At 72.3% G+C, this 25,544-nt stretch carries 25 protein-coding genes; 18 read left to right on the plus strand and 7 right to left on the minus strand.

Annotated elements, in window-relative coordinates; genetic code table 11:
- The first annotated feature begins 75 nt into the window (after positions 1-75).
- Together ABZS69_RS27860 and ABZS69_RS27865 are read left to right on the plus strand one after the other, a co-directional pair.
- Complete coding sequence (locus ABZS69_RS27860; RefSeq protein ID WP_355377687.1) at positions 76-1,437, plus strand: alpha/beta fold hydrolase; 1,362 nt, start codon at positions 76-78, stop codon at positions 1,435-1,437.
- Positions 1,428-2,159, plus strand: coding sequence for a hypothetical protein (locus ABZS69_RS27865; RefSeq protein WP_355377689.1), 732 nt, complete (start codon positions 1,428-1,430; stop codon positions 2,157-2,159). The genes ABZS69_RS27860 and ABZS69_RS27865 overlap by 10 nt, the downstream gene beginning before the upstream one ends.
- 56 nt (positions 2,160-2,215) lie before the next feature.
- On the opposite strand, the gene ABZS69_RS27870 is transcribed toward ABZS69_RS27865, so the two are convergent.
- Complete coding sequence (locus ABZS69_RS27870) at positions 2,216-2,521, minus strand: hypothetical protein (RefSeq protein WP_355377691.1); 306 nt, start codon at positions 2,519-2,521, stop codon at positions 2,216-2,218.
- An 87-nt stretch (positions 2,522-2,608) separates the two neighbouring features.
- A complete protein-coding gene (locus tag ABZS69_RS27875; protein WP_355377693.1) occupies positions 2,609-4,591 on the minus strand; it encodes an ATP-binding domain-containing protein in 1,983 nt (660 codons plus the stop codon).
- Between the two features lie 68 nt (positions 4,592-4,659).
- Between ABZS69_RS27875 and ABZS69_RS27880 the strand changes: the two genes are divergently transcribed.
- Positions 4,660-5,283 carry a TetR family transcriptional regulator gene (locus tag ABZS69_RS27880; RefSeq protein ID WP_355377695.1) on the plus strand — a complete coding sequence of 208 codons (624 nt, stop codon included), beginning with the start codon at positions 4,660-4,662 and terminating at the stop codon, positions 5,281-5,283.
- A gap of 235 nt (positions 5,284-5,518) precedes the next feature.
- Positions 5,519-7,141, plus strand: coding sequence for a SulP family inorganic anion transporter (locus ABZS69_RS27885; RefSeq protein WP_355377800.1), 1,623 nt, complete (start codon positions 5,519-5,521; stop codon positions 7,139-7,141).
- Between the two features lie 187 nt (positions 7,142-7,328).
- On the opposite strand, the gene ABZS69_RS27890 is transcribed toward ABZS69_RS27885, so the two are convergent.
- The gene (locus ABZS69_RS27890) at positions 7,329-8,300 is read right to left on the minus strand and encodes a tyrosine-type recombinase/integrase (protein ID WP_355377697.1); all 972 of its coding nucleotides are present in this window, start codon (positions 8,298-8,300) and stop codon (positions 7,329-7,331) included.
- A 144-nt stretch (positions 8,301-8,444) separates the two neighbouring features.
- Between ABZS69_RS27890 and ABZS69_RS27895 the strand changes: the two genes are divergently transcribed.
- Positions 8,445-8,990: a hypothetical protein gene (locus tag ABZS69_RS27895; RefSeq protein WP_355377699.1), complete on the plus strand. Its 546-nt coding sequence runs from the start codon at positions 8,445-8,447 to the stop codon at positions 8,988-8,990.
- Between the two features lie 49 nt (positions 8,991-9,039).
- Here ABZS69_RS27895 and ABZS69_RS27900 read toward each other — a convergent pair whose 3' ends face one another.
- A complete protein-coding gene (locus ABZS69_RS27900) occupies positions 9,040-10,695 on the minus strand; it encodes an acetolactate synthase large subunit (protein WP_355377701.1) in 1,656 nt (551 codons plus the stop codon).
- 139 nt (positions 10,696-10,834) lie between these two features.
- Between ABZS69_RS27900 and ABZS69_RS27905 the strand changes: the two genes are divergently transcribed.
- Together ABZS69_RS27905 and ABZS69_RS27910 are read left to right on the plus strand one after the other, a co-directional pair.
- A complete protein-coding gene (locus ABZS69_RS27905) occupies positions 10,835-11,551 on the plus strand; it encodes a BTAD domain-containing putative transcriptional regulator (protein ID WP_355377702.1) in 717 nt (238 codons plus the stop codon).
- A 194-nt stretch (positions 11,552-11,745) separates the two neighbouring features.
- A complete protein-coding gene (locus ABZS69_RS27910; RefSeq protein WP_355377704.1) occupies positions 11,746-11,961 on the plus strand; it encodes a hypothetical protein in 216 nt (71 codons plus the stop codon).
- Positions 11,962-12,019: 58 nt separating this feature from the next.
- On the opposite strand, the gene ABZS69_RS27915 is transcribed toward ABZS69_RS27910, so the two are convergent.
- Positions 12,020-13,210: a cysteine desulfurase-like protein gene (locus ABZS69_RS27915; protein WP_355377706.1), complete on the minus strand. Its 1,191-nt coding sequence runs from the start codon at positions 13,208-13,210 to the stop codon at positions 12,020-12,022.
- A gap of 9 nt (positions 13,211-13,219) precedes the next feature.
- Between ABZS69_RS27915 and ABZS69_RS27920 the strand changes: the two genes are divergently transcribed.
- From ABZS69_RS27920 to ABZS69_RS27955, 8 genes are all read left to right on the plus strand, one after another.
- The gene (locus ABZS69_RS27920) at positions 13,220-14,266 is read left to right on the plus strand and encodes a winged helix DNA-binding domain-containing protein (protein WP_355377708.1); all 1,047 of its coding nucleotides are present in this window, start codon (positions 13,220-13,222) and stop codon (positions 14,264-14,266) included.
- 25 nt (positions 14,267-14,291) lie between these two features.
- Positions 14,292-15,722: a wax ester/triacylglycerol synthase family O-acyltransferase gene (locus ABZS69_RS27925; RefSeq protein WP_355377710.1), complete on the plus strand. Its 1,431-nt coding sequence runs from the start codon at positions 14,292-14,294 to the stop codon at positions 15,720-15,722.
- A 123-nt stretch (positions 15,723-15,845) separates the two neighbouring features.
- Complete coding sequence (locus tag ABZS69_RS27930; RefSeq protein WP_355377712.1) at positions 15,846-16,166, plus strand: hypothetical protein; 321 nt, start codon at positions 15,846-15,848, stop codon at positions 16,164-16,166.
- Positions 16,167-16,327: 161 nt separating this feature from the next.
- On the plus strand, positions 16,328-17,323 hold the full coding sequence (locus ABZS69_RS27935) for an RNA polymerase sigma factor (protein WP_355377714.1): 996 nt from the start codon (positions 16,328-16,330) through the stop codon (positions 17,321-17,323).
- A gap of 87 nt (positions 17,324-17,410) precedes the next feature.
- Positions 17,411-18,169 (plus strand): class I SAM-dependent methyltransferase, encoded by a 759-nt coding sequence (locus ABZS69_RS27940; protein WP_355377716.1) that lies wholly within the window; start codon positions 17,411-17,413, stop codon positions 18,167-18,169.
- 57 nt (positions 18,170-18,226) lie between these two features.
- On the plus strand, positions 18,227-19,174 hold the full coding sequence (add, locus tag ABZS69_RS27945; RefSeq protein ID WP_355377717.1) for an adenosine deaminase: 948 nt from the start codon (positions 18,227-18,229) through the stop codon (positions 19,172-19,174).
- Between the two features lie 5 nt (positions 19,175-19,179).
- Entirely contained in the window at positions 19,180-20,082 is a 903-nt protein-coding gene (locus tag ABZS69_RS27950; protein ID WP_355377719.1) for a phosphotransferase, read from the plus strand.
- Between the two features lie 17 nt (positions 20,083-20,099).
- A complete protein-coding gene (locus ABZS69_RS27955; RefSeq protein WP_355377721.1) occupies positions 20,100-20,564 on the plus strand; it encodes a hypothetical protein in 465 nt (154 codons plus the stop codon).
- Here ABZS69_RS27955 and ABZS69_RS27960 read toward each other — a convergent pair.
- Both ABZS69_RS27960 and ABZS69_RS27965 read right to left on the minus strand, forming a co-directional pair.
- Positions 20,561-21,013: an NUDIX hydrolase gene (locus ABZS69_RS27960; protein ID WP_355377723.1), complete on the minus strand. Its 453-nt coding sequence runs from the start codon at positions 21,011-21,013 to the stop codon at positions 20,561-20,563. The two genes, ABZS69_RS27955 and ABZS69_RS27960, sit on opposite strands and share 4 nt — an antisense overlap.
- On the minus strand, positions 21,010-22,020 hold the full coding sequence (locus ABZS69_RS27965) for a substrate-binding domain-containing protein (RefSeq protein WP_355377725.1): 1,011 nt from the start codon (positions 22,018-22,020) through the stop codon (positions 21,010-21,012). The genes ABZS69_RS27960 and ABZS69_RS27965 overlap by 4 nt, the downstream gene beginning before the upstream one ends.
- A gap of 184 nt (positions 22,021-22,204) precedes the next feature.
- Between ABZS69_RS27965 and ABZS69_RS27970 the strand changes: the two genes are divergently transcribed.
- From ABZS69_RS27970 to ABZS69_RS27980, 3 genes are read left to right on the plus strand one after another with little or no spacing between them, the layout of a single operon-like run.
- Entirely contained in the window at positions 22,205-22,351 is a 147-nt protein-coding gene (locus ABZS69_RS27970) for a hypothetical protein (RefSeq protein WP_355377727.1), read from the plus strand.
- On the plus strand, positions 22,348-23,286 hold the full coding sequence (locus ABZS69_RS27975) for a PmoA family protein (protein ID WP_355377728.1): 939 nt from the start codon (positions 22,348-22,350) through the stop codon (positions 23,284-23,286). Before ABZS69_RS27970 ends, ABZS69_RS27975 begins: the two co-directional genes overlap by 4 nt.
- A gap of 10 nt (positions 23,287-23,296) precedes the next feature.
- Positions 23,297-25,303: a beta-galactosidase gene (locus ABZS69_RS27980; RefSeq protein ID WP_355377729.1), complete on the plus strand. Its 2,007-nt coding sequence runs from the start codon at positions 23,297-23,299 to the stop codon at positions 25,301-25,303.
- The last annotated feature ends 241 nt before the right edge of the window (positions 25,304-25,544 follow it).

Below are 25,544 nucleotides of genomic sequence, written 5' to 3' on the forward strand. Positions count from 1 at the left end.
GTCAACTTTGGTGAACACCCATCGATGACTTTCGCGGGCAGACCCCGCCCTCCGTAGGCTCCTAGCGTTCTGCGCATGCTCAAGACATTCCTGGCGCTGGCCGTGCTCGCGGGGCCGGTGCACGCGCCGCAGCCGTCCCTCGGGTGGAGCGCCTGCCCCGTCGCGAACGCGCCCGAACTCCAGTGCGCGGACCTGCCCGTCGCCCTGTCGCCCAAGAGCGACAGGAAGATCACCCTGAAGGTCGCCCGCCTGCCCGCCACCGGGCCCAGGAAGGGGTCCGTGCTGGTCAACTTCGGCGGCCCGCAGGGGTACCAGATCGCCTCGCTGGGCGCACGCACCCAGATCTTCGACAAGATCCGTAAGTCGATGGACGTCGTGACCTGGGACCCGCGCGGCTATCCGGGGCTCAGCGGCGCGGTGCTCCAGTGCGACTGGGGCTTCGTGCGCACCCCGGCGTTCCCCGCCGACCAGGCCGGGTTCGACCGGCTCGCCGCGGCGAACAAGGCCAGGGGCGACAAATGCCGCAGCACCGACCCGGAGCTGTTCGACCACATGGACTCGGCCGCCGACGCCCGCGACGCCGACGCCATCCGCGCGGCGCTCGGCGAGGACAAGATGAACTTCATGGGCCTGTCGTACGGCGGAACGATCGCGCAGTCCTACGCCCGGCTGTTCCCGAGCCGCGTGCGTACGATGTACGTCGACGGCACCGGCAACCACAGCCTGCGCGACTGGGAACGGGAACTCGACACCTTGGCCCGCCAGAACGACCGCTTCATGGACCGCTTCTTCGCCTGGGCGCCCGCCGGGACGGAGAAGCGCTGGCGGGCGCTGATCGCCGAGGCCGACCGCGAGCCGATCCCCGCCCCGCAGGCCGACGCCCGCTTCGACGGCACGCAGTTGCGCTCGCTCGCCTTCCTCAAGCTCCGGCCCGGCCCCGCGCGCTGGGCCGAGGTCCTGGCGGCGCTCGCGGCGGCCGAGCGGGGCGACGCGTCCGGCTTCGCGCTGTCGAGCCGGCAGCCGTACCCGGGGCTGCCCGGCGGCGGGGTCAAGGAATGCCTGGACTTCCCGCGCCCGGCCGGCCAGAAGGACGTGGCCCGCACGGTCAAGCGGCTGCGCGCGATCGCCCCGAACACCGGCGCGGCCTTCCCCCTCGCCTGGCATCTGCCGCTCACCTGCGCCGGCTGGCCGGCCCCGGTGGCCAACCCGCCCACGCCGATGCCCCGCACGCTGCCGCCGATGCTGGGCGCCGGCACCTGGCAGGACTACGACTCCACCCGCCGGGTGGTCGAGCAGATCCCCGGCAGCCGCACGATCGAACACGACGGCCCAGGCCACAACCTCTTCGGCGCGATGGCCAACCCCTGCGTCATCGACCACGTCAGCGAATACGTCACCGAGCGCCGGCTGCCGCCCCGGGGGACCACATGCCCCTGATCCGGTGGGAGGGAAGGCGCTGCGGCCGGTGGATCGCGGGCGCCGTCACCGCGGTCCTCCTCGCCGCCGCCGTGGCGCTGACGGCGATCGTCTTCCCGTCCGTCGCGGCCACCACCTGCCCCGGCTGCTACGGCCTGGAGCGGCTCCGGCCCGGCCTGTACGCCGAACCCGGCCAGGCGCCGGACCGGCGCCGGCACGTGAGCGAGGTCGTCGAGCAGGCCAACGGGCGGGTGCGCGACTTCTTCGGAGGGCGGAGAAGCTCTCCGGACGTCCTCGTGTGCCTGTCGGACGACTGCTACCGCCGGATCGGCGGCGGCGGGGAACGCGGCATCGCCGTGCTCAACCGGTCGGTCATGCTCTCCCCGCGCGGCGTCGATCCCGTGATCGCCTCGCACGAGCTGACCCACGTGGAGCTGCACGCCCGGCTCGACGGCGCCGAGGTTCCGCAGTGGTTCGACGAGGGCCTCGCCGTCCTGGTCAGCGACGACCCCCGATACCTCGCGCCGACCGGCGACCGCTGCCTCCTCGACGCCCCCGGGCCCCTCCCCGCCACGCTCGACGACTGGCTGCGCGCGGCCTCCGCGGATCCCCGGCTGTACGCCAAGGCCGCCTGCCGGGTGAGCCGGTGGGCGGGGAGGAACGGGGGGAAGGAGGGCGTAAGGGCCCTCGTCGAACGGCTGTCGGCGGGGCAGCCCTTCCCCGCCATCCAGGCCGCGCGCTGAGCGGGCGGCGCCGCCCCGGGAGGGGTCACGGCCGGCGACGCCCGGGGCGGCTCGGGTCAGGACATGTTGCTCACGAGGATCACGCCGAGGACGATGCCGATGATCATCCCGACGCCCCCCGCGACGGCGGCCCACTTGCCCAGCGGCTCGCCCCGGGTGTGGCCGACGATGCCCAGCACGATGCCGGCCAGGCCGAACAGGATCGGGATGAACAGCACGGCCACCACCGCGCAGACGAACCCGATGATCGACAGGACCTGGTTGCTCGGCGGCTGCTTGTACGGAGGCGGAGGATACGGCGGCGGCTGAGACCACTGGGGGTTGGGATCGTCGCCCTGGGGCGGGTCCTGCGAAGAGGTCACTTGCGGGCTCCTCTCGAGACGTGAACAACATCACACACCGAAGTCGCCGGTCCTGTCGAGCCGAACGAACCAGGACATATAGCGATTTCAGGCCGCTTCGGCGGGATGGGAAAGCTGGGGCGGCAGGGGCCTGGCGTGCACGACGTCCAGCCGGGACACGGCCCGGGTGAGTGCGACGTACAGGCGGTTCAGGCCCCGCCGTTCGGCTTCGGCGATGGCGGCGGGCTCGGCCAGGACCACGTGGTCGTACTCCAGCCCCTTGACCAGCGAGGCGGGCAGCACGGTGAGGCGCCCGTTCACGTCGAGGCCCTCGTCCCACAGCGCGGACGTCAGCACCTCGACGTCGGCGTCCGCCGCGATCACCCCGATCGACCCCTCGAACCCCATCGCCTCGCGCACCGCCGCCACCACCCCCTTCTCCAGCCCGGTCACGCGGCTGACGCGCAGGCGGCCGTCGGAGCGGTACGAGCGGGTCGCGGGCACCTGCGCGCCGAGCGCCGCCAGCAGCGTGTTGGCCAGGTCCACCACGGCCGCCGGGACCCTGAAGCCGGTGGTCAGGGCGATGACCTGGCCGTCCGGCTTGCCCAGCAGCGCCATGCGCTCCGGCCAGGAGGCCGCCGCCCACGGGGTGGTGCCCTGGGCCAGGTCGCCGAGCACGGTGAGCGAGCCGTGCTCGCTGCGCCTGGCCACGGCCCTGCACTCCATGGGAGACAGGTCCTGGGCCTCGTCCACGATGACGTGGCCGTAGCCGCGCGGGCGCTCGATGAGGGCGGCGATCTCGTCGAGCAGCACGAGGTCGGCCGCCGTCCATTTGGCGCTCTTGACGCTGCGGGGCGGCTTGGCCCAGGTGATCGCCGCCCGTTCGGCCTCCGTCAGCGAGGCGTGCCGCGTGCCCTGCGCCGGGCCGCGCAGGACCTCGTACAGGACCTCCTCGGGCTTGACGGCGGGCCAGACGGCGTCCAGGGACGGGGTGACGGCGCGGGCGATCTTGCGGGTCCACGCCGCGCCGCCCGTCTGCCCGCGCGCCTCGGCCCGGCGCTGGATCGCGGCGACGATCCTGGCCCGCACCCGTTCGCGGCCCACCCCGTACGGCAGGGACTCGCGGCGCGTGTCGTCCACGATGCGGCGCAGCTCGTCCTCGGGCACCCGCCACCGGTACGAGTCGTCCGCCACTGTCACCGGCTCGACCGGCTTCGCGATCCGCCCGTACAGCGCCGCGCGCAGCACCTCGGCCATCCGCACGTCGTGCTTGACCACCGCGGCGGCCTCGCTGTCGGCGGCGGTGACGGGGACGCGGGCCAGCAGGCGTTCCAGGGTGGTCTGCTCGACGTCCATCTCGCCGAGCGCGGGCAGCACGGCCGAGATGTAGCCGAGGAAGGCCCGGTTCGGGCCCAGGACGAGCACGCCGGAGCGTTCGAGGCGCTGCCGGTGGGCGTACAGCAGGTACGCGGCCCGGTGCAGGCCGACCGCCGTCTTGCCGGTGCCCGGCGCGCCCTGGACGCAGATCGAGGCGTCCAGCTCGGCCCGTACGAGGTCGTCCTGCTCGGGCTGGATGGTGGCGACGATGTCGCGCATGGGGCCGATGCGGGGGCGCTCGATCTCGGCGGCCAGGATGCGGGACCCGCCTTCCTCACCCTGTTCGAGCCGTTCGTCCTCGAAGCCCGTCAGGGTCAGGCCCGACCACCCGAAGCGGCGGCGTACCGCGACGCCCTGGGGGTCACGGGCGCTGGCCCGGTAGAAGGCCCGCGAGACCGGCGCGCGCCAGTCGATCACCACGGGCGGGCCGCCGTGCTCGCCGGTGATGTGCCGCCGGCCGATGTGGTACGCGCGCCCGGGGTGCTCGGCCGAGCCCCGCCCGAAGTCCAGCCGGCCGAAGAACGGCGGGCCCTCGGGCTCCTCGCTCAGCTCCTTGGCCAGGCTCTTGAGGTGGCGGCCCAGCCGCTCGGCGCTGTAGCGGTCGCCGGCCACGGTCTCGCCGACGATCACGTTGTGGCGCGCGCCGTCGAGCATCCTGCGCAGTCCGGCCTTGCAGCGTTCGACGTACTGCCTCTCGTCATCGAGCGTGCCCATCGCGCCTCCCCAGAAGTGTTAACTCGGTTAAGAGATTAACCAGGTTAACACTTTGGTAGGCTGCGGTCATGACGGGACTACGAGAGCTCCAGCGCCGGCGGGTCCACGACGCCATCTCGACGGCGGCCATCTCGCTCTTCCTGGAGCGCGGCTTCGACGAGGTGCCCGTGACGGAGGTCGCGGCGGCGGCGGGGGTGTCGAAGCCGACGCTGTTCAAGTACTTCCCGACCAAGGAAGACCTGGTGCTGCACCGGATCGCCGACCATCAGGGCGAGGCCGCCCGCGTCGTACGGGGGAGGGAGTCGGGGGAGCTGCCGCTGGACGCGCTGCGCCGCCACTTCCTCGACGGGCTCGCCCGGCGTGACCCGGTCACCGGGCTCAACGACCATCCGGGAGTGGTCGCGTACCACCGGATGGTGTTCTCCACGCCGAGCCTGGCGGCGCGGGTGCTCCAGTACATGTCGCAGGACGAGCGGGCCCTGGCCGAGGCGCTCGCCGAGCTCGCCGACGACCTGACCGCGGAGCTGGTCGCGGGGCAGGTGCTGGCCGTGCAGCGGGTGCTCGCCCGGCGCAACTGGGAGCTGCTCGCCGAAGGCCGGCCGATGGCGGAGGTCGAGCGGGAGGCGATCCGGGCGGCCGGGCGCGCGTTCTCGCTGCTGCCTGTGTTCACGCCTCGCGAACAGCCCGTTTAGGCAGGTGGCAAGCGGTGTACTTGATACCGTGACAGCCTCTTGACCAATTGCAAAAATATGCAATTGGTGCATTGCGGGGCACTCTTTACTCGTTGGGAGTGATGGTGAGAGGACCTTTCGCGCACCAAGACGGTTACATTTCCGGACCGACAGGTAACAGCTCGTGACCGGCGGGCTGACCCTGGCCTGGGGGCGGCTGCGCGCCGTGCTGCCGGAACGCGAGTCGCTGGCCGCCATGTGCCGCCGCCCCCGCCAGGACCTGCTCGCCGGTCTCACGGTGGCGGTCGTCGCGCTGCCGCTGGCCCTCGGATTCGGCGTCTCCTCGGGGCTCGGCGCCGCGTCCGGGCTGGCCACGGCCGTCGTCGCGGGGGCGCTGGCGGCCCTGCTCGGCGGCTCCGACCTGCAGGTCTCGGGCACGAGCGGCGCCATGACGGTGATGCTCATGCCGATCGTCGACGCCCACGGCCCCGGCGGCGTGCTCACCGTCGGCGTGCTGGCCGGGCTGCTGCTGGTCGCGCTGGGGCTGACCGGCTTCGGGCGCTACATGGCCGTCGTCCCCGCCCCGGTCGTGGCGGGGTTCACCGTCGGCATCGCCTGCGTGATCGGCCTGCAACAGGTGCCCCAGGCGCTCGGCGTCCCGCCAGAAAACAGCCACAAGGTCATGATCGTCGCCGGGCACGCCGTCCTCGACTTCCTCGCGCACCCGCACTGGTGGGCCACGTTCGTCGCCATCGCCGTGGCGGCGGCGGTGCTGGTGGCCGCACGCGTGCGGCCGACCCTGCCGTTCGCGCTGCCCGCCGTGGCCCTCGCCACCATCGCCGCAGAGCAGGCCGAGCTGCCCCTGGCCAGGATCGGCGACCTGCCCGCCGGGCTGCCCGCGCCGTCACTGGGGTTCCTGGACCTGGGCGCGCTGCCGTCCCTGATCGCCCCGGCCATCGCGGTGGCCGCCCTGGCCGCGCTGGAGTCGCTGCTGTCGGCCAACGTCGCCGACAGCATGACCGCCGGACGGCGCCACGACCCCGACAGGGAGCTGTTCGGGCAGGGCGTGGCCAACCTCGTCACCCCGCTGTTCGGCGGCATGCCCGGCACGGGCGCCATCGTCCGCACCGCCGTCAACGTGCGCTCCGGCGCCCAGTCCCGGCTGGCGGCGCTGGCCCACGCGGGCATCCTGGCCGCGATCGTCTACTCCGCGGCCGGGCTCGTCGCCCAGATCCCGCTGGCCGCGCTGGCCGGGGTCCTGCTGGCCACGTCGGTGCGCATGGTCGACACCGACGCCGTCAAGGCCATGTTCAGATCCACCCGGGCCGACGCCGTGGTCCTGGTGCTGACGGCCGTCGCCACCCTGATGCTCAACACGGTGGTGGCCGTCATCCTGGGCCTGGTGGTGGCGGGCGCGCTGGCCCTGCGCGCCATGGCGCGCAACGCCAGCCTCGACGCCGAGCCGCTCCGCCACGACCTGCAGCCCCATCACACGGAGGACGAGCACGCGCTGCTCGCCGAGCACATCGTCACCTACCGCCTGGCCGGGCCGCTGTTCTTCGCCGCCGCCCACCACTTCCTGGTGGAGCTGTCGGAGGTGACGGACGTGTCCGTGGTGGTGCTGCGCATGTCCCGCGTCACCACCATCGACGCCAGCGGCGCGCTGGTCCTGGGCGACGCGATCGAGCGGCTGGAGGGGCGGGGCATCATGGTGTACGTCTCGGGCATCCCGGACGGCCACCACCAGCCGCTGGAGGCGCTGGGGGTGCTCGCGCGGCTGGACGAGGCGGGGCAGGTGTTCGCCACCACCGACGAGGCCATCGCCGCCGCCCGCGACCGCCTCCACCACACGGGCGTCGTCCCTCCGCTGGCGGGCTGACGCCTTTCCGGCCCGTTCCCGGGCACCGCACCCCCGGCCGCGCACCCGCCGCCGGGGGCCACCCGCACGTCCCCCGCTCGACCGTACGTCCGGTGCTGGGCGGCTCGCGTCTTTCCGCTCGGTCGTGCGGCAGGAAGGGCCTCCGAGGGCAGCGCGCCCCCTTCGAGGGGCCAGGCCGAGGTGAGGGTCAGGCGAGGGGGCGGGGAGCGGGGAGGCGGAGGCGGTCGACGGCGTCGCGGCGGGTCTTCTCCGGGCGGCGGTCGTAGCGGGCCGTCGTGGCGGGAGAGGCATGGCCGACCAGCGCCTGGGCCGTGGCCAGGTCGACGCCCGCGTCCAGCAGCTCGCCGATGAACGTGCGCCGGAAGTCGTGCGCCGTACGCCGGGACGCGCCCGCCTCACCCAGCCGCCGGGTGAGGATGTCGGCGATGCCCTGCCCCGTCAGCCCCACCGGCCGCCCGTCGCGCTCGCGCAGCCGGCCCGCCTTGCTGATCGGGCTGAACAGCGCCCCCGGAGTGGCCCCGCGAATCGCCAGCCATCGCTCCACCAGCCCGATGGCGTCGGTGGTGAGGTACACGAGCCGCTCCTTGTCGCGCTTGCCGCGCACCCGCAGCGACCGGGCGCCCGGGTCGTAGTCGGCCAGCGAGAGGCCGCCGATCTCGGCGCGCCGGCAGCCGGTGGAGTAGAGGACGGCGATCAGCGCCGCGTCGCGCACCCCGGCGGGCGAGTCGTCGCAGGCCGACAGGGCCGCCCCGACGACCTCGGGCGGGACGTGGTGCCCGGTGGGCAGGCGGCTCTGCCGTACCGGAGCCAGGTCGGAGGCGCGGGCGAAGTCCTCCGCGCTGGTCTGGCCCAGCCGCCACGCCTCCTTGAGCACCCGGCGCAGCGCGACCAGGTGCTTGTTGACGTAGGCCGCCGACCAGCCCTGGTCGGTGAGCATCGTGCGGATGCGCACGGTGTGCTCGTACCGCAGCAGATGCCACGGCTGGCCCGCGCCCGTGGCGCGCTCGTCACCGGTGAGCAGGCGGGCCAGCCGGTCGAGGCAGCCGCGCATCGTGCGGCGCGACTCGGGGCTGGTGAGCGAGTCGAGGTAGACGTGGTACGGGTCGCGCGCCGGCTCGACCGGCAGCGTCAGCTCATCGGGGACGGCGGGCAGGCTCACCCCGCCGATCTTACGGCCGCCACCGCCTGTCCTCGGTGGTCCGCGAGGCCGGACCTCCATGGATGGAGACCAGATCACCAGGATTCCGGACGTCGAGCGCGCGAACCCTGTGCCGCGGGCCGGTCCACCGGCGACACTCGGCCCATGAAACAAGCCGCTCAACTGCCGGCCGTCGCCCAGCGCTGGCCCACCCTGCTGGGGCTGGGCTTCGCCGCCCTCAGCCTCTTCGACTCCGAGGGCGGCCGCAGCCTGGCGTTCGTCGTGTTCCTGGCAGCGCTCATCTACCTCGGTACGGCGGTGCTCCGCAAGCCGGGCACGGTCTGGGCCCTGTTCATCGTCAGCACCGCGGCGTGGGTGGTGCTGGACCGGCTCGAGATCGATCCCTGGCCCGCCCTGGTCGGCGGCGCGCTGACCCTCGTCGTCCTCGGGCTGGCGGGCGGGCTCTTACGCGAGCCGTTGCTGATGGCGGCGCAGGTCCCGGCCATGCTGGTCTTCGGCGGGGCGGCGTTGCTGGCGCTGACCCTGTCGCCCCAGGCCGGTGCCTTCCTGGTCGCGGCGGCGCTGATCGGCCACGCCGTGCAGGACGTGCTCGTCTGGCGGGCCAAGCAGGTCGTGGCGCGGTCGATGGCGGAGTTCTGCATGGTCCTCGACTTCGCGCTCGGCGGCGGCATCATCCTGCTGAGCCTGTGAACCCGCTCAGAAGCGCGGCGGCATCATCCTGCCGAGCCTGTGAACCCGCTCAGAAGGGCCCGGTGAGCTCGCCGAGCTTGTCGGTCAGCCCCAGGTTCGCCGAGTAGTCGACCGGCACCGCGATCACCGACACCACGTCGTCGGCCAGCGCCTTGCGCAGCGTCGGCAGCAGCTCGTCCGCGGCGTTGATCCGGTAGCCGCGCGCCCCGAAGCTCTCCGCGTACTTCACGAAGTCGGGGTTGCCGAACGCGACGTTGGAGTCGCGCCCCAGCTCCAGGTCCATCTTCCACTCGATCAGCCCGTACGCGCCGTCCTCCCACACCAGCACCACGAACGGGACCCGCTCCCGCACGGCGGTCTCCAGCTCCTGCGAGTTCATCAGGAACGCCCCGTCACCCGTCGCCGCCAGCACCCGGCGGTGGGGGAAGGCCAGCTTGGCGGCCAGCGCCCCCGGCACCGAGAACCCCATGGACGACAGCCCGTTGGAGACCAGCATCGTGTTCGGCTCGTACGTCGGATACATGCGGGCCATCCACATCTTCACCGCCCCCGTGTCCGCCAGCACGATGTCCTCGCGCCCCATCGCCGCGCGGACGTCGGCCACGATCCGGCGCGGGGACAGCGGGAACCCGTCCTCGGAACGCCCCTGCTCCAGCTCCTCCCGCACCAGGCGGCGGATCTTCTCGCCGGTGCCGTTGATCTCGAAGCGCCGGTGCACGGCGTCCGCGAGCGCGTGCAGCGACCGCGAGATGTCCCCCTGGACGCCGACCTCCACCGGGTAGTGGTCGTCCACCTCGGCGGGGAACCGATGAATGTGAATGATCTTCTTGTCGCGCTGCGGGTTGATCTTGGCCGGGTCGAACTCCTGCAGCTCGTACCCCACGCTGATCAGCACGTCCGCCTCGTCGAACCCGAAGTTCACGTAGTCGTGCCGCATGAACCCCACGGCCCCCAGCGCGTGCCGGTGGTCGTCGGGGAAGACGCCCTTGCCGTTGAACGTGGTCGCCACCGGCAGCCCGAGCCGCTCCGAGAAGCGGATCAGCGCATGGGAGGCCCCGGCGCGCGTGGCCCCGTGCCCGGCCAGCACGATCGGCCGGCGCGCGGTGGCCAGCACGTCGGCCGCGCGGGCGATCTGCGCGGCGGAGGGGTCCTGCGGGCGCACCACGTTCACGGGGAGCGGCCGCAGGTCGGCGGGCACCGGCGCCGACTCGACGTCCTCGGGGATGGCGAGGTAGACGGCGCCGGGACGCTCGGTCTGGGCGGTCTTGAACGCCTTGCGGATCATCTCGGGCAGCGCCTGCGGCGACGGCGCGAGCTCCGACCACTTGGTGATCGGCCTGAACAGCGACACCAGGTCCACCACCTGGTGCGACTCCTTGTAGATGCGGTCGAGCCCGACCTGCGCGGTGATCGCCACCACGGGAGTGCTGTTGGTGGTGGCGTCGGCCACGCCGAGCTGCAGGTTGATCGCGCCGGGGCCGAGCGTGGCCGAGGCCACCCCCGCCCGGCCGGTCAGCCGGCCGTAGATCTCGGCCATGAACGCCGCGCCCTGCTCGTGCCGTACGAGGACGTAGCGGATGGAGGAGTCCTGGAGGGCGTCGACGAAGTGGATGTTCTCCTCGCCGGGGATGCCGAAGACGTACTCGACGCCTTCCGCTTCCAGGGCCTGCACGATGAGCCGGGCCGCGTCTGCCTGCGGGGACATGGACACGCCTTCTTTCCTGAGCGACTTCGTCCCTGAAAGCGTAGGAAGCTCCCAGTTCATTCCGGTGTCCCGGACCCGCCAGCGGGTATCTAAGCAGCGGCTCCCCGGACTGATCTCGCACCAGGAGAGGACCGGGGGCATGGTGGAGCGACCTTTCCGTCTCGCGCTTCTGGGGGGCTTCCGGCTGCTGGCCGGGGACGAGCAGCTCGCCGTCTCCAACGGCTCCGAGCGGCTGCTCGCGTACATCGCCATCAGCCGCAGGACGGTGCACAGGAACGTGATGGCGACGACGCTCTGGCCCGACGCGCCGGAGCGGCGCGCGCAGGCCAACCTGCGTTCCGCGCTGAAACGCCTCGACGAGGTCGGACGGGCGCTGCTGCACGTCGGGACGACCGAGATCGGCCTGTCCCCGGACGCCGGGGTGGACTTCGACGAGGCCAGGACGCTGGCGCAGCGCCTCCTCGACCCCACCGCCAGGGCCGAGGAGGCCGAGGTCGGCGCGCGGTCCGTCGAGGTGCTGGCCAACGGCCTGCTGCCCGGCTGGTACGAGGAATGGGTGCTGGCCGCCGCGGACGAATGGCACCAGCTGCGGCTGCACGCCCTGGAGGCCCTGTCGGCGATCTTCGTCCGCCAGCGGCGGTTCGCCGAGGCCGTGGCCGCCGCGAGCGTGGCCGCGCACGCGGACCCGCTGCGGGAGAGCGCGTGCGCCGCGCTCATCGAGGCGCACCTCGCGGAGGGCAACCAGGCCGAGGCGATCCGTCATTTCCGGCTCTACGAGGAGAGCCTGCGGGCCGAGCTCGGCATCGAGCCGACCGCCAGACTGCACGAGCTGGTCGCCGGACTGCGGGGCCGCTGAGCGCTCCAGGTCACGCTTCTGTCACGCTGACATCACGGCGCGGTGACACGCCTCCCTCCACGCTGGGTGGTGACAGAAGGGAGACCGGAATGCGCATCAAGAAGAGCCTGATTCTGGCTGGCCCAGCGCTTCTCACCGCTGTCACACTCGGACCCCTCGTGTCCCCATCGGCCCAGGCTCTCGCGGAGACCTCCGTGACGAGCGCGCAGACGAGCACCCACGTCGCGAGCAAGCCACCCGAGAAGAGGAAGGCCAAGAAGCAGCAGTACAACATGGGCCGCTCGGCCGGTTACACCGACGGCCGCAGCGCCTGCGTCAAGAAGGAGCCCTACAGCCTGAAGTACTCCGGTGGCGGCGCCTACCAGCGGGGCTTCACCGACGGCTACAACTCGGGCTACCACAGCTGCTAGCGATCTCGGCCACCGAGCTGGACCCCACCCGCGCCCGCGGGGTGGGGTCCACCCCTTTTCAGCCCAGGCGGGCCACCCCGTCGAGCAGCCGGTCCACGTCGGAGCGGTCGTTGTAGTGGACCAGGCCCGCGCGTACGGCCCCGCCCGAGTCGCGGATGCCGAGCGCGCCGGCCAGCTCCCAGGCGTAGTTGTGGCCGTTCCAGACGTTCACGCCGAGCCCGGCCAGGTGCTCGGCCACCTGGCGTGGGGTGTGCCCGGCCACGTTGAAGTAGGCGGTGGCGGTACGCCTGGCCGGTTTGCCGTACACCGTGACGTGCGCCATCGTCTCCAGCCCCTCGATCAGCACCGCGAACAGCGCCAGCTCGTGCTGCTCCGCCGCGGCCATCGAGGCCAGCAGGCGCTCGCGGCGGGTGCCCGTGCCCGGGACCATGCCCGGAACCATGGCGGCCAGATGGTCCACGGCCGCCGTCACCCCGGCCAGGTCGGCGAACGCCGCCGTCCCCGTCTCGAACCGCTCCGGCACCGTGTCGGGGGAGGGGGCCAGCTTGTCGGGCCGCAGCGTCTCCAGCAGCGCCGGGTCGGCCACGACCGCGCCGATGTGCGGGCCCGACCACTTGTACGCGCTCGTGGCGTAGAAGTCGGCGCCCAGGGCGCGCATGTCCACCGGGCCGTGCGGGGTGGCGTGCACGCCGTCCACGTACATGAGCGCGCCCGCCCGGTGCGCCAGCTCGGCGATGGCGGCCACGTCGGGGCGGGTGCCGAGGACGTTGCTGGCCGCCGTCACCGCGACCAGCCTGGTGCGCGGGCCGATCAGGTCCGCGTACTGCTCCACCGGCAGCTCCCCGGTGACCGGGTCCACCTCGGCCCAGCGTACGGTGGCGCCGGTCTGGGTCCAGGGCCGGACGTTCGAGTCGTGGTCCAGTCTGGAGACCACGACCTCGTCGCCCGGCCCAGCGACGGCCCTGGCCAGCCGGTAGGTCATCGTGGTCATGTTCGGGCCGAGCAGCACGCCGTCCGGGTGGCCGCCGACCAGGTCGGCCACGGCCGCGCGGCAGGCCGCCACGATGGCGCCGGAGCGGTCGCTGGCGGGGAAGGCGCCGCCGACGTTGCCGATCCCGGTCCGGTAGGCGGCGGAGATGGCGTCGATCACCGGCTGCGGGGTCTGGGTGCCGGCCGCGCCGTCGAGGTAGGCGTAGCCGTCGTCCAGCGCGGGATAGGAGGAACGTACCGATTCAATGGGAAAAGGCATGATATGTAGATGCTCACCCTCAGAGACCTCAACCGGGCCACCCTGGCCCGCCAGCACCTTCTCGACCGGCACCAGGGTGACGTGACCGACGTGGTGCACCGGCTGGCGGGGCTGCAGGCGCAGGAGCCGCGGCCGCCGTACCTGGGGGTGTGGTCCCGGCTGGCGGGGTTCGCGCGCGACGACCTGCACGCGGCGCTGCACGCCCGCACGCTGGTGCGGGCCACCATGTGGCGGGCCACGCTGCACCTGGTGACCGCCGCGGACTTCGCCGCGTTCCGCCCGGTGGTGCGGCCCGTGCTGGCCGCCGCCGCGCGCCGCTTCGACGGCATCGACTTCGACGCGGTCGCGGCCGCCGCCGACCGGCTGCTGGCCGAGGGGCCCATGACCTTCAACGAGCTGCGGCCCAGGCTGCAGGAGGAGTTCCCCGGCGCGTACGACCGGGCGCTCGGATACGCCGTGCGCATGCTCACCCCGCTGATCATGGTGCCGACCGAGGACCGGTGGAGCTTCCCGCGCGAGTCCGCGTTCGCGCTGCCCGGCATCGCGCCGGCGGCCGCCGGCGTGGAGACGCTGATCGAGCGGTACCTCGCCGCGTTCGGCCCGGCGACCCCCGCCGACGTGCAGACCTGGTCCGGGCTGGGCGGCCTCAAACGCGTCATGTCCGGCATGGAGCTGGAAAGGCTCACGGACTTCACCGGCAGGGAGCTCTACGACCTGCCCGGCGCGCCCAGGCCCGGCGGTGACGTGCCCGCGCCCGTGCGGTTCCTGCCCGACTTCGACACGCTGGTCCTGGGCCACGCCGACCGCACCCGCGTGCTGGCCGACGAGTTCAGGGGCCGGGTCGCCACCAAGAACCTGCGGGTCAAGGCGGTCTACCTGGTGGACGGCTTCGCCGCCGGGACGTGGCAGATCAAGCGCACCGCGAAGAAGGCCACGCTGCTCATCAGCCCGTTCACCTCGACCTCGCTCGACGCGCTGGAGGAGGAGGGGCTGCGGCTGCTGGCCTTCGCCGAGCCCGACGCCGCCGCGTCCCTTGAAGTGACCGGCGGAGTCTGATTGGTTCGGGGCGGAGGTGTCACCAATGGCCCAGTTGACCGCCCTGGACGCGCAGTTCCTCCATTTCGAGACCGCGACCAACATCGCCAACATCGCCGGACTGGCCATCCTCGACGGCGACCTCAACCGCGCAGACCTCCAGGCCCTGCTGGAACAGCGGTTCCCGTACGTGCCCGCGCTGCGGCGCAAGCTGGCCCCCGTGCCGTTCGGGCTGGACCACCCGTACTGGGTGCAGGAGGACGATCTCGACCTCGACTACCACGTACGCGAGATCGGCCTGCCGCCGCCGGGCGACGACCGGCAGCTCGCCGACCAGGTCTCGCGGCTGCACGCCCGGCGGCTGGACCGGAGCCGGCCGCTGTGGGAGATCTACCTGATCCACGGGCTGTCCGGCGGGCGCATGGGCCTCTACACCAAGATCCATCACGCCGCCGTGGACGGGATCGGGGGCGCCGACGTCCTGGCGGCTCTCCTGGACATCAGCCCGACGCCGGCGCCGCCGCCCGCCGAGGAGCCCTCGCGGGACGCCCCGGCTCCCGGGGCTGCGGAGATGGTGGCCCGCGGGCTGGCCCGGCTGGCCGGCAACCCCGCGCTCGCCCTGCGGTTCGCCGCCAGGGCCATCCCGCACCTGGACGAGATCCCCGTTGTGTCCTGGATCCCGGGCAGCCAGACCGTCTCCTCGCTCGCCCGGCGGCTGGCCGGGACCGGGCAGGCCCCCGAGCTGCCGGCGCTGCCCGCGCCGAGGACGCCGTTCAGCGGCCCCGTGTCGGGCCACCGTCGCTTCGCGTTCGTGTCGCTGCCGCTGGAGGAGATCAAGCGGGTGCGCAAGGCGTTCGGGGTCACCGTCAACGACGTCGTCATGGCGGTGTGCGCGGGCGCGCTGCGCACGTGGCTGGCCGCGCACGGCGGCGTCCCGCACCAGCCGCTGGTGGCCGGGGTGCCGTTCTCGCTGCGCGCCGCCGGGGTCGAGGGCCCCGGCAACCAGGTGGCGATCATGACGGCCCCGCTGGCCGTGCACGTCGAGGATCCCGTCGCCCGGCTGCACCACGTGCGGCACGCGATGCAGCGGATCAAGGACCGGTTCTCGCTGTCGCCCGCCCGCTGGCTGCGCGAGTTCAGCGAGTCGATGCCGGCCGCGCTCATGGGGCTGGCCTCGCGCTCGGCGTTCGGCCTCGTCGGGCAGACCGCGCCGCCGATCAACGTGGCCGTCTCGAACGTGCCGGGGCCGCAGTTCCCCCTGTACGTGTGCGGGGCGCGGCTGCTCACCCACTACCCGGTCTCGGTGATCACGGACGTGAGCGGCGGCGTGAACATCACCGCCTTCTCCTACGACGGCTCCCTCGACATCGGGGTCGTCACCGACCGGGAGATGGTGCCGGACGCCTGGGAGCTGGCCGGGGATCTGCGCGCCGCCCTCGACGAGCTGCTGAACGCGGAAGCGAACTTGCCGCATTAGTCTTCACGCTCGTTCGCTGTCCGTGGAGCGGCCGGTGGCGCCCCGCCTTCCTCGCCGGCGGAACTGTCGGTGGCATGTGGAACCTTGAGAACGGCGCGCCGGCGTCGAGGAAGGGAGCATCGCATGTCAACCGCCCGGGAGCTCTACGACGATCTGGTCACCGAGCAGCTCGTCCGCCCGGAGGTGAGCCTGGGGCGCATGTTCCACTCCGAGGGGCTCAAGGTCAACGGCAAGGTGTTCGCGTTCTTCTCCAAGGAGCAGCGGGTCGTGGTCAAGCTCCCGGCCACGCGGGCGGCCGAGCTGGTGAGCGAGGGGACGGCCGACGAGATGATCATGGCCGCCCGGCGGATGCGGGAGTGGGTGGCGCTGCGGACTCCCGACGAGGAGGCCTGGCGCGGCCTGCTGACGGAGGCCGCGGCCTACGTGGAGTCCCTGACCCGCTGACACGCTCGCCGAAGGCGGTCCGCTGGAGCCACTTACCGGGCCCGGTTGGGTAGTTTGGATAGTGGCGACCTGCCCAGGTCTCCCGTTTTCGCCGTTCCTCAGAGCCGAGGTGCCGATGGTTCCAGCCCCCACGTCGTAGGTCCCCACGTTAAAAGCGTCGTGTGTCCAAAGCGAGCGAGGAGTGTGTTTTGTCCGAAGCAGCAGAGGTTCTCGAACTCGACGACAACGTCGCCGGCGGTGGCGCGGCCGTCGGCGCCGACTCGGTCAAGGCTTATCTGAAGGAGATCGGCCGCGTGCCGCTGCTCACCGCGGAGCAGGAGATCGACCTGGCCAAGCGGATCGAGGCCGGGCTGTTCGCCCAGGAGCGCCTCGACACCGAGCCGTGCATGCCCGCCGATCTACGCGCCGACCTGGAGTGGATCGCCGAGGACGGCGAGCGCGCCAGGCGCCGCATGCTGGAGGCCAACCTGCGGCTGGTCGTCTCCATCGCCAAGCGCTACACCGGCCGCGGCATGCTCTTCCTCGACCTGATCCAGGAGGGCAACCTGGGCCTGATCCGGACGATCGAGAAGTTCGACTACCGGCTGGGCTACAAGTTCTCCACGTACGCCACGTGGTGGATCAAGCAGGCCATCACCCGGGCCATGGCCGACCAGGCCCGGACGATCCGCATCCCCGTGCACATGGTTGAGCTGATCAACAAGGTCGCGCGGATGGAGCGCCGCCTGCAGACCGACCTCGGCCGCGAGCCCACGCCCGAGGAGCTGGCCAAGGAGTGCGAGCTCGAGGTCGACCGCGTCATCGAGGTCCAGGGCTACGGCCGCGAGCCGATCTCCCTGAGCACCCCGCTGGGCGAGGAGGGCGACAGCGAGTTCGGCGACCTCATCGAGGACACCGAGGCCGTCTCCCCGGCCGACGCCGTCTCGTTCACCCTGCTCCAGCAGCAGCTGCACGCCCTGCTCGACCAGCTCTCCGAGCGCGAGGCGGGCGTGATCAGCATGCGTTACGGGCTCAACGACGGCAAGCCGATGACCCTCGACGAGATCGGCCGCATCTACGGCGTCACCCGTGAGCGCATCCGGCAGATCGAGGCCAAGACGATGTCCAAGCTCCGCCACCCGTCCCGGTCCCTGGCGCTGCGCGACTACCTGAGCTGACCCTGACTGAAAGGCTGCGCAAACGGACACCCAAGACTGTCGCCACGGGCCTGTAGGGGCAGGGAGGGGTGTCCTAGATTCCCAGGGGTGAAACGCTCCCGATCGAGCCTCGTCCACCAACTCACGTACGCGGCCAAGAACCCGGACCGGATCGCGCCCCACCTGCGGCGGCTGGCCCGCGACACCTGGCTGCGGCTGCGTACGCGTGACCACGTCGCCTACTACCGGGCCGTCATGAAGTCCGACACCGCGCGGGATCCCGAGGGCGCGGTCGGCTCGCACACGCACAGACGGTGGCTGGCCTTGGGGCGCATGCAGTTCGACTACCTGGTGGAGCACGGGCTCAAGCCGGACTGCCGGATGCTGGAGATCGGGTGCGGCAACCTGCGCGCCGGGCGGCTGTTCATCGACTACCTGCACACCGGAAACTACTACGGCATCGACATCTCGCCCGACATCCTCATGGCGGCCCAGGACACGCTCGTCGAGCACGGGCTCACCCACAAGCTGCCCCACCTGACACCCGTCCGCGACCTGCGCCTCGCCTTCCTGCCCGGCGAGCACTTCGACGTCGTCCACGCGCACAGCGTGTTCTCGCACTCGCCGCTGCACGTCATCGAGGAGTGCTTCGCCCACGTGGGGCGGGTCATGAAGCCGGCCGCCCGGTTCGACTTCACCTTCGACCGGACCGAGGGCAAGGAGCACCAGGTGCTGCGGGAGGACTTCTACTACCGCACCGAGACGCTCGTGGCGCTGGCCGCCAGGTACGGGCTGCGGGCGACGTTCATGGACGACTGGGAGCGCGGGCCGCACAAGCAGTCGAAGATCCGCATCACCAAGGGCTGACCGCCCCGGGGAATATCCGGCTGCGTCTGCCCTGGACCCTCCCATAATGTGTGGGACGTGAGAGACGTACGGGCTCTGCCCAAGGCCCACCTGCATGTTCACCTGGAAAGCACCGTCCGGCCGGAGACCGTGCGCGAGCTGGGAGGGACGCCCGAGCGCAGCGAGCTGTTCACGAGCTTCAGGGAGTTCGGCGACGAGCGGGCGCGGGTGCGGGAGCTGCTGCGCACCCCCGAGCACTTCCGGCGGATCGCGGTGGAGTTCTGCGAGGACGAGGCCGCCCAGGGCACCCGCTACGTCGAGGTGACCTTCACCGCCGCCGCCCACGGCGAGCGGGTGGGGGAGCCGGAGATGCCGCTGGAGGCGGTGCTCGACGGGATGGCCGAGGGCTCCGCCCGCCACGGGATCGACTACAACGTGCTGCTCGACCACTCCAGGCGGCGGCCGGTGGAGCGGCTGTGGCGCACGTTCAAGCTGGCCGGCCGCTACGACCGGGTGATCGGCCTGGGGCTGGCCGGCGACGAGAGCCACCCGCTGGCGCCGTTCGCGGAGGTGTTCGACGCGGCCAGGGACGCGGGGCTGCACCTGGTGCACCACGCGGGCGAGGCCGCCGGGGCCGCCAGCATCCGCGAGGCGCTCCACCTGGGGCACGCCGAGCGCATCGGGCACGGCATCCGGGTGCTGGACGACGCCGAGCTGGTGGCCGAGGTGCGCGAGCGCGGGATCCCGCTGGAGGTCTGCCCCACCTCCAACGTCCTGCTCGGCCTCGTCCCCTCCCTGCCCGAGCACCCGCTGCCCCGCCTGCGCGAGGCGGGGCTGGCGGTCACGATCAACACCGACGGGGAGACGGCCCTGGCCGACGAGTACGCCCGGCTGCGGGAGGTGTTCGGGTACGCGGACGAGGACCTGGCGGACCTGGCCAGGGCCTCGATCGACGCGTCCTTCGCCCCGGAGCCCGTCAAGGCGCGGCTCCGCGCGGAGGTGGACGCCTGGCTCGCCGCCGGGTGACCGGCGTGCCGCCCGAGCCCGTGCTGGCCGACGTGCTGCCCGAGCCCGTGCTGGCCGACGTTCTCGGCCGGCCGGGCGGGGTGGTGGTGACGTGCCGCGCCGAGCCGATCAGTGGGGGCACCGGGGCGGCGACCGGGGCCGTGACGCGGCTGTCGGGCGTGGCCCGGTGCGACGGCGAGGAGGTGGCCTTCCGCGTCGTGCGCAAGGAGGCCCGGCCCCTGCGCGGCGGGCGGCACGCCCCGTACGCCGGTGATCCCCGTCACTGGGCGTACTGGCGGCGCGAGCCCCTGGCCTACCGGAGCGGCCTGCTCCCCACCGGGCCCGGGCTGGCCGCGCCCCGCTGCCACGGCGTCGTGGGCGACGTGATCTACCTGGCCGAGGTCGAGGGCGGGCCCGAGTCGCCCCGGACGGCGGCGCGCAGGCTGGGGGCCTGGCAGGCGGCCGCGGCGGTGCCCGACGTGCCGTGGCTGGCCGGCCACCAGCTCGCGCAGCGGCTCGCGGCCGGCGAGTGGACCCCCGTGGACGCCGACCCGCGGGTGGCCCGGCTGTGGCGGCGGCAGGACGAGCTGCTCGGGGCCCTGGCCCGGCTGCCGGTCGTCCTGACGCACGGCGACTTCGCCGACGGGAACCTGATCGCCGCACGCGACACGACCGTGGCGCTCGACTGGGCCACGCTCGGCGCGGCGCCCGTCGGGGCGGACCTGGCGGCGCTGGCGCTGAGCACGTTCGCGGATCCGGTGGACGACTACCTGGCCGGGGCGGCGGGGCGGTTCGAGCGGGCGGACGTCGAGCTGGGCTACCGGGCGACGCTCGCGCTGACGGGGGCCGGGCGGGTGCACTGGATGTTGTCGCGCGGCCTGCGGCCGCCCGACGGGTACGAGGAGTTCATCTTGTCCCGGGCGCCATGAATGAGAAGCTGTCGAGCATGGACTTAGCGAATGCCGGCTCGCCGAGCGCGGCTCAGCGGCTGCCCGAACGGGTGGTCGTCGCGGGGGTGGCCGGGGCGATCCTGCCGTTCCTGCACTTCGGGTGGGCGCTGCTCGCCTCCGCCCTGGCGGACACCTCCCAGTGCGGGCACTACTTCGGCTGCGTCGGGCAGTTCGTCGCGGCCTGGGAGATGGGGCGCTGGCTCGTGCCGGTGCTGGCCTGGCCGCTGCTCCACCTCCTGCGCGTCCGGCCCGCGTGGCACGTCGCGCTCGCGGCCCCGCTGTTCCTGGTGCCGTTCTGGGAGCTCACCGCCGGCTCTGTGGGCCTGTTCGTCGTGCTGAGCAGCGTGCTCGCCTACCCGTTCGCCGCCCTGGTGACCGCGCCTGGCTCCTCCTGGCGGCAGCGCGGCCTGGGCGTGGCGCTGTTCCTCCTGGTCTGCGGCGCCCTCGTGCTGACCGGTTAGGCCACCCTGCCGTTGCCGGGCCGTACACGGTGGAGCTCCAGGCCGACGTCCACCACCTCGGACCGCTCAAGGCCGGCCACCTCGTCGAGGGGCACCCACGCGGCCCGGTCCGTGCTGCCGCCGACCTCGTGGCGCAGGGTGCCGCCGGTGACGCGGCCCTCGTAGACGATGCGCAGGCCGTGGAAGTCCGCCTCGCGGCCCTCGCCCCGGGGGTAACGGCGGCGCAGGGTGCTCATGCCCAGCAGGGTCTCGATCGCCACCGTGTGGCCGGTCTCCTCCTCGACCTCGCGGATCGCGGCGTCGACGGGGTCCTCGGCGTGGTCGAGGCCGCCGCCGGGGAGAGTCCAGAGGCGCTCGCCGGAGGGGCCGACCCAGCGCGCGAGGAGGATCTTGCCGTCCTCGACGCAGATCGCGTACGCGGACACGCGCAGCTCCGCTGTGACGATCATGACGCGGGACGCGTGGTGCTGCTGCGGACGATGAGGCTGGTGGCGAGCTCTATGCGCGTCCCGACCGGGCCCCGCGGATGGGTCAGCTCCTCCGAGATGAGGCGGACCGCCTCGTTGGCCATGTCGTCGAGCGGCTGGCGGACCGTGGTGAGCGGCGGCGACATCATCTCGCACCACGTGGAGTCGTCGAAGCCGACCACGGACAGCTCGTCCGGCACCCGGATCCCGCGCTCGGTGGCCGCCTGGTAGACGCCCGCCGCCTGCATGTCGGAGCCGGCGAAGATGGCCGTGGGCCGGTCGGGGCGGTCGAGGAGCTCGGCCCCGAACTCCTTGCCGCCGGAGATCAGGAAGTCGCCGTAACGGGTCAGCCCGGAGTCGGGGTCGATCCCGAACGTGCGGTGCGCCGCCAGGTAGCCCTCGTACCGGTCGAGCGTGCACTGCGTGTCGAGCGGCCCGCCGATGAAGCCGATCCTGGTGTGCCCCAGCTCCAGCAGGTGGGTGGTGGCCATGACGCCGCCCGACCAGTTCGTGGCGCCGACGGTGGAGATGCGCGGATCGCGTTTGCCCACCGGGTCGAGCAGCACCAGGGGCACGTGCAGGAGCTCCTCGATGGCCGCGATCTCCTCCTGGTTGGCCCGCGACAGCACCAGCACGATGCCGTCGGTGCTGCGCTTGCGCACGATCCCGATCCAGCGCCGCAGGTCGAAGTCGGCCCGCGCGGACGAGGTCACCACGAGCGAGAACCCCCACCGCGCGGCCGCCTGCTCCGCCCCCCTGATGAGCACCTGGGCCCACGGGGAGCCGAGCCCGTCTATGAGCAGGTCGACGAGGCCGGCCCGGGGCGTGCTCGGCGGGCGCGGGGCCTCGTATCCGAAGGCCCTGACCGCTTCCAGCACCTTGTCCCTGGTGGCGGCGGAGACGTGCTTCTTGCCGCTCAGGACTTTGGAGACCGTCGGCACGGACACTCCGGCGGCGGCGGCGACGTCCGCCAGCGTTGCTCGAGCCACAGGACCTCCGAGTTGCAACTTTCGGAAACACCTCAAAGCGGCAGGTTGCCCGCTGACCTGGTGCAGACTGCTACCCGATCAGTGCTGTTGACATCGCCGCAGGCCCGAGCCTACCGTAACCCTTCGGCAATGTCACGGTAATCTTTCGGAAAGTATGCCAGAAACTTTCCGACGCGAGGGGTGTATGAACCGGGTCGAGGAGTGCGCCGGGGCGGAGGTGGTCCAGCTGTACGCCTCCGATAAGGTCGCGGCCGGCCCCGTGTACGAGATCACCGGCTCCGAACGGCGGCTGACCGCCGTGTCCGTCGAGCCCGGAAAGGACGAGCGATGACCGAGCCGACCGGGGGCCTGCGCCTCACCGACGAGCGCGGGCGCGGCCTGACGCTCACCCACGACGGCGTGGACCTCTTCCGGTACGTCTACGGCCCGTGGGACCGGCAGCTGGAGTCTCCGCGCCCGTACTTCCACCCGCTGCGCACCCTCTCGGGGCGCCTCGTGTCGCTCTACCGCCCCTGGGACCACGTCTGGCACAAGGGCATCGCCTGGTCGCTGCCCAACGTGGGCGCCCAGAACTTCTGGGGCGGCGTCACGTACGTGCGCGGGCGCGGCTACGTGCAGGAGGACAACAACGGCGCCATCGTCCACACCGGCTTCGACGCGATCGACGCCGGGGACGACCGCGTGACCGTGCGCGAGTCGCTGACCTGGGTGGCCAGCACCGGCGAGCCCTGGTTCACCGAGCGGCGGACCTTCGGCGCGCTCGTCGAGCGCGACTCCTGGACGCTGGCCTACGCCACCGAGTTCACCAACGTCTCCGGCGCCGCCGTCCCGATCGGCAGCCCCACGACCGAGGGGCGGCCCAACGCCGGGTACGGCGGGCTGTTCTGGCGCGGGCCCCGGTCGTTCAGCGACGGGCGCGTCTACATGGAGGGGCGCCAGGGCGGCGACGAGCTGATGGGCGAGCGCGGCCGGTGGCTCGCCTACGCCGGCGACCACGACGAGGACGACGCGGCCTCCACGCTCGTGTTCGTGGACGACTCCGGCGCCGAGCAGGTCCAGTGGTTCGTGCGCAGCGGGATGTACGCCTGTGTCTGCCCCGCCCCGTTCTTCGACGTCGTACGCCCGGTGGAGCCGGGGGCGTCGCTGTCCTTCCGGTACGCGGTCACCTTCGCCGACGGCGACACCGGCCCGGACGGCGCGGCCCGCGTGGCCGCGGCGACCGCCGGGATCACGTCGAGGATCCTCCCCTCTCTACAGGAGCAGTGAAATGTCGCGCTTGGATGCTTTCAGGAACCGAATCGGCGGCTTCGCCTACGGCGGCGACTACAACCCGGAGCAGTGGGACCCCGCCGTGTGGCGGGAGGACGTCCGGCTCATGCGTGAGGCCGGCGTCAACATCGTCTCCCTCGGCGTCTTCGCGTGGGCGTCCCTGGAGCCGGAGCCGGGCAAGTACGAGTTCGGCTGGCTGGACGAGATCATGGACCTCCTCCACGAGAACGGCGTCAGCGTCAACCTGGCCACCCCGACGGCGGCCCCGCCCGTCTGGCTCACGCACCTGCACCCCGAGGTGTTCCCGGTCATGGCCGACGGGGAGCGGTTCGGGTTCGGCAACCGGCTGCACTACGACCCGTCGTCGCCCATCTACCGCGAGTACGCGGCGAACATCACCACCAAGCTCGCCGAGCGCTACTCCTTCCACCCGGCGCTGGCGATGTGGCACATCTCCAACGAGTACGGGCCCACGGCGTACAACGAGGCATCCTCGGTCAACTTCCGGCGCTGGCTGCAGCGCCGCTACGGCGACCTGGAGACCCTGAACGAGGCGTGGTACACCCGCTTCTGGAGCCAGGGCTACACCGACTGGGACCAGATCGAGGTGCCGCACATCCCGCGCACCTGGATGAACCCCGCCCGCCGCCTCGACTTCAAGCGCTTCACCTCGGACGCGCTCCTCGAGTGCTACGTCGCCGAGCGGGACATCGTCCGCTCCTTCCGCGACGACCTCCCGGTCCTGACGAACTTCATGCGCTTCTTCAAGCACGCCGACTACTGGAAGTGGGCGCCCGAGGAGGACGCGGTCGCGCTCGACATCTACCCCAACCCCGCCGACGCCGACTCGTACGTCTCGGCGGCCTTCCAGTACGACCTGTTCCGCTCGCTCAAGGGCGGCCAGCCGTGGCTGCTCATGGAGCAGGCGGCCAGCGCGGTCAGCCAGTGGCAGCTCAACATCGTCAAGGAGCCCGGCCGGATGCGGCTCGGCTCGCTGCAGGCGGTGTCGCGGGCGGCGGACTCGGTGATGTTCTTCCAGTGGCGGGCGAGTCGCGGCGGGCAGGAGCGCTTCCACTCGGCGATGCTGCCGCACTCCGGGCCGGACTCGCGCACCTTCCGGGAGATCGTGGACCTGGGGCGGGAGATGAAGCTGCTCGCTCCCGTGGCCGGGACGACCTCGCGTGCCGAGATCGCCGTCCTGTTCGACTGGGACGGCTGGTGGGGGCTGGAGGAGACCGCGGGGCTGCCGCGCCAGGACTTCAGCTACCCGGACACGGTCATGCGGCACTACACGCCGCTGTGGTCGAACCAGTTCCCGGTGGACGTCGTGTCCGCGTCGTCCTCGCTGGACGGGTACAAGGTGCTGGTGGTGCCGAATGCGTACCTGATCGACGACGAGGGCGTGCGGCGGATCATCGAGTTCGCCGAGAACGGCGGGACCGTCGTTATGTCGTTCTTCTCCGGCGTGGTCGACGGGTGCAACCGGGTGCGGCCCGACGGCTACCCGGGCGCGTTCCGGCAGCTCATCGGGGCCAAGGTGGACGAATACTGGCCCGCGCGGCCGCACGAGGTCTTCTCCGTGGAGTTCCCCGACGGGCGGCGGACGACCTCGACGTGGTGGCGCGACGACCTGCACCTGGAGACCGGCACGGCCCTGGCCACCTACGGCGACGGCCTGCTGGCCGGGCGGGCCGCCGTGGTGGAGAACCGCTTCGGCGCGGGGCGCGTCGTGTACTTCGCCACGCTCCTGGACCAGGAGGCCTTCGACGCCGAGCTGCTCGCGGCCGTGTCGGCGGCGGGCGTCCGGTCGCCGTTCCCTGACGCGCCCGCGCACGTGGAGTGCTCCGTGCGGGGGGACGACGAGCACGAGTACGTGTTCCTGCTCAACCACAGCGGCGAGCTGGGCGCGTCGGTCCCGTTCGAGGGGGAGGGGACGGACCTGCTCACCGGGCGGGCGGTGTCGGGTGCGGTGGAGCTGGCGCCGCTGGGCGCCGCGGTGATCCGACGCGCCTGACGCTTCTCTCGTACGTCCCGGCGCGCCTGACCTGCCGGGACGTTCCTGACTGAAGGCTTTACCCCAAACGTAGATCTATGCCCGTTTCATGGGGTTTCGTTTGCCTTTGTCCGTTTCGATGGGTAGCTTGGTACTCGTTACCGGCGAGTGACCTGGACCTTACCAACCACTCGGCGGACTCCGGATCCATCTCCCCGGATCCAACGCTCCACGTAGTTCCCATGAGGCGTCATCGCCCTGC

Origin of the sequence: Nonomuraea sp. NPDC005650 (genome assembly GCF_040605375.1) — a bacterium.
In the GTDB taxonomy this organism is placed as follows: Bacteria; Actinomycetota; Actinomycetes; order Streptosporangiales; family Streptosporangiaceae; genus Nonomuraea.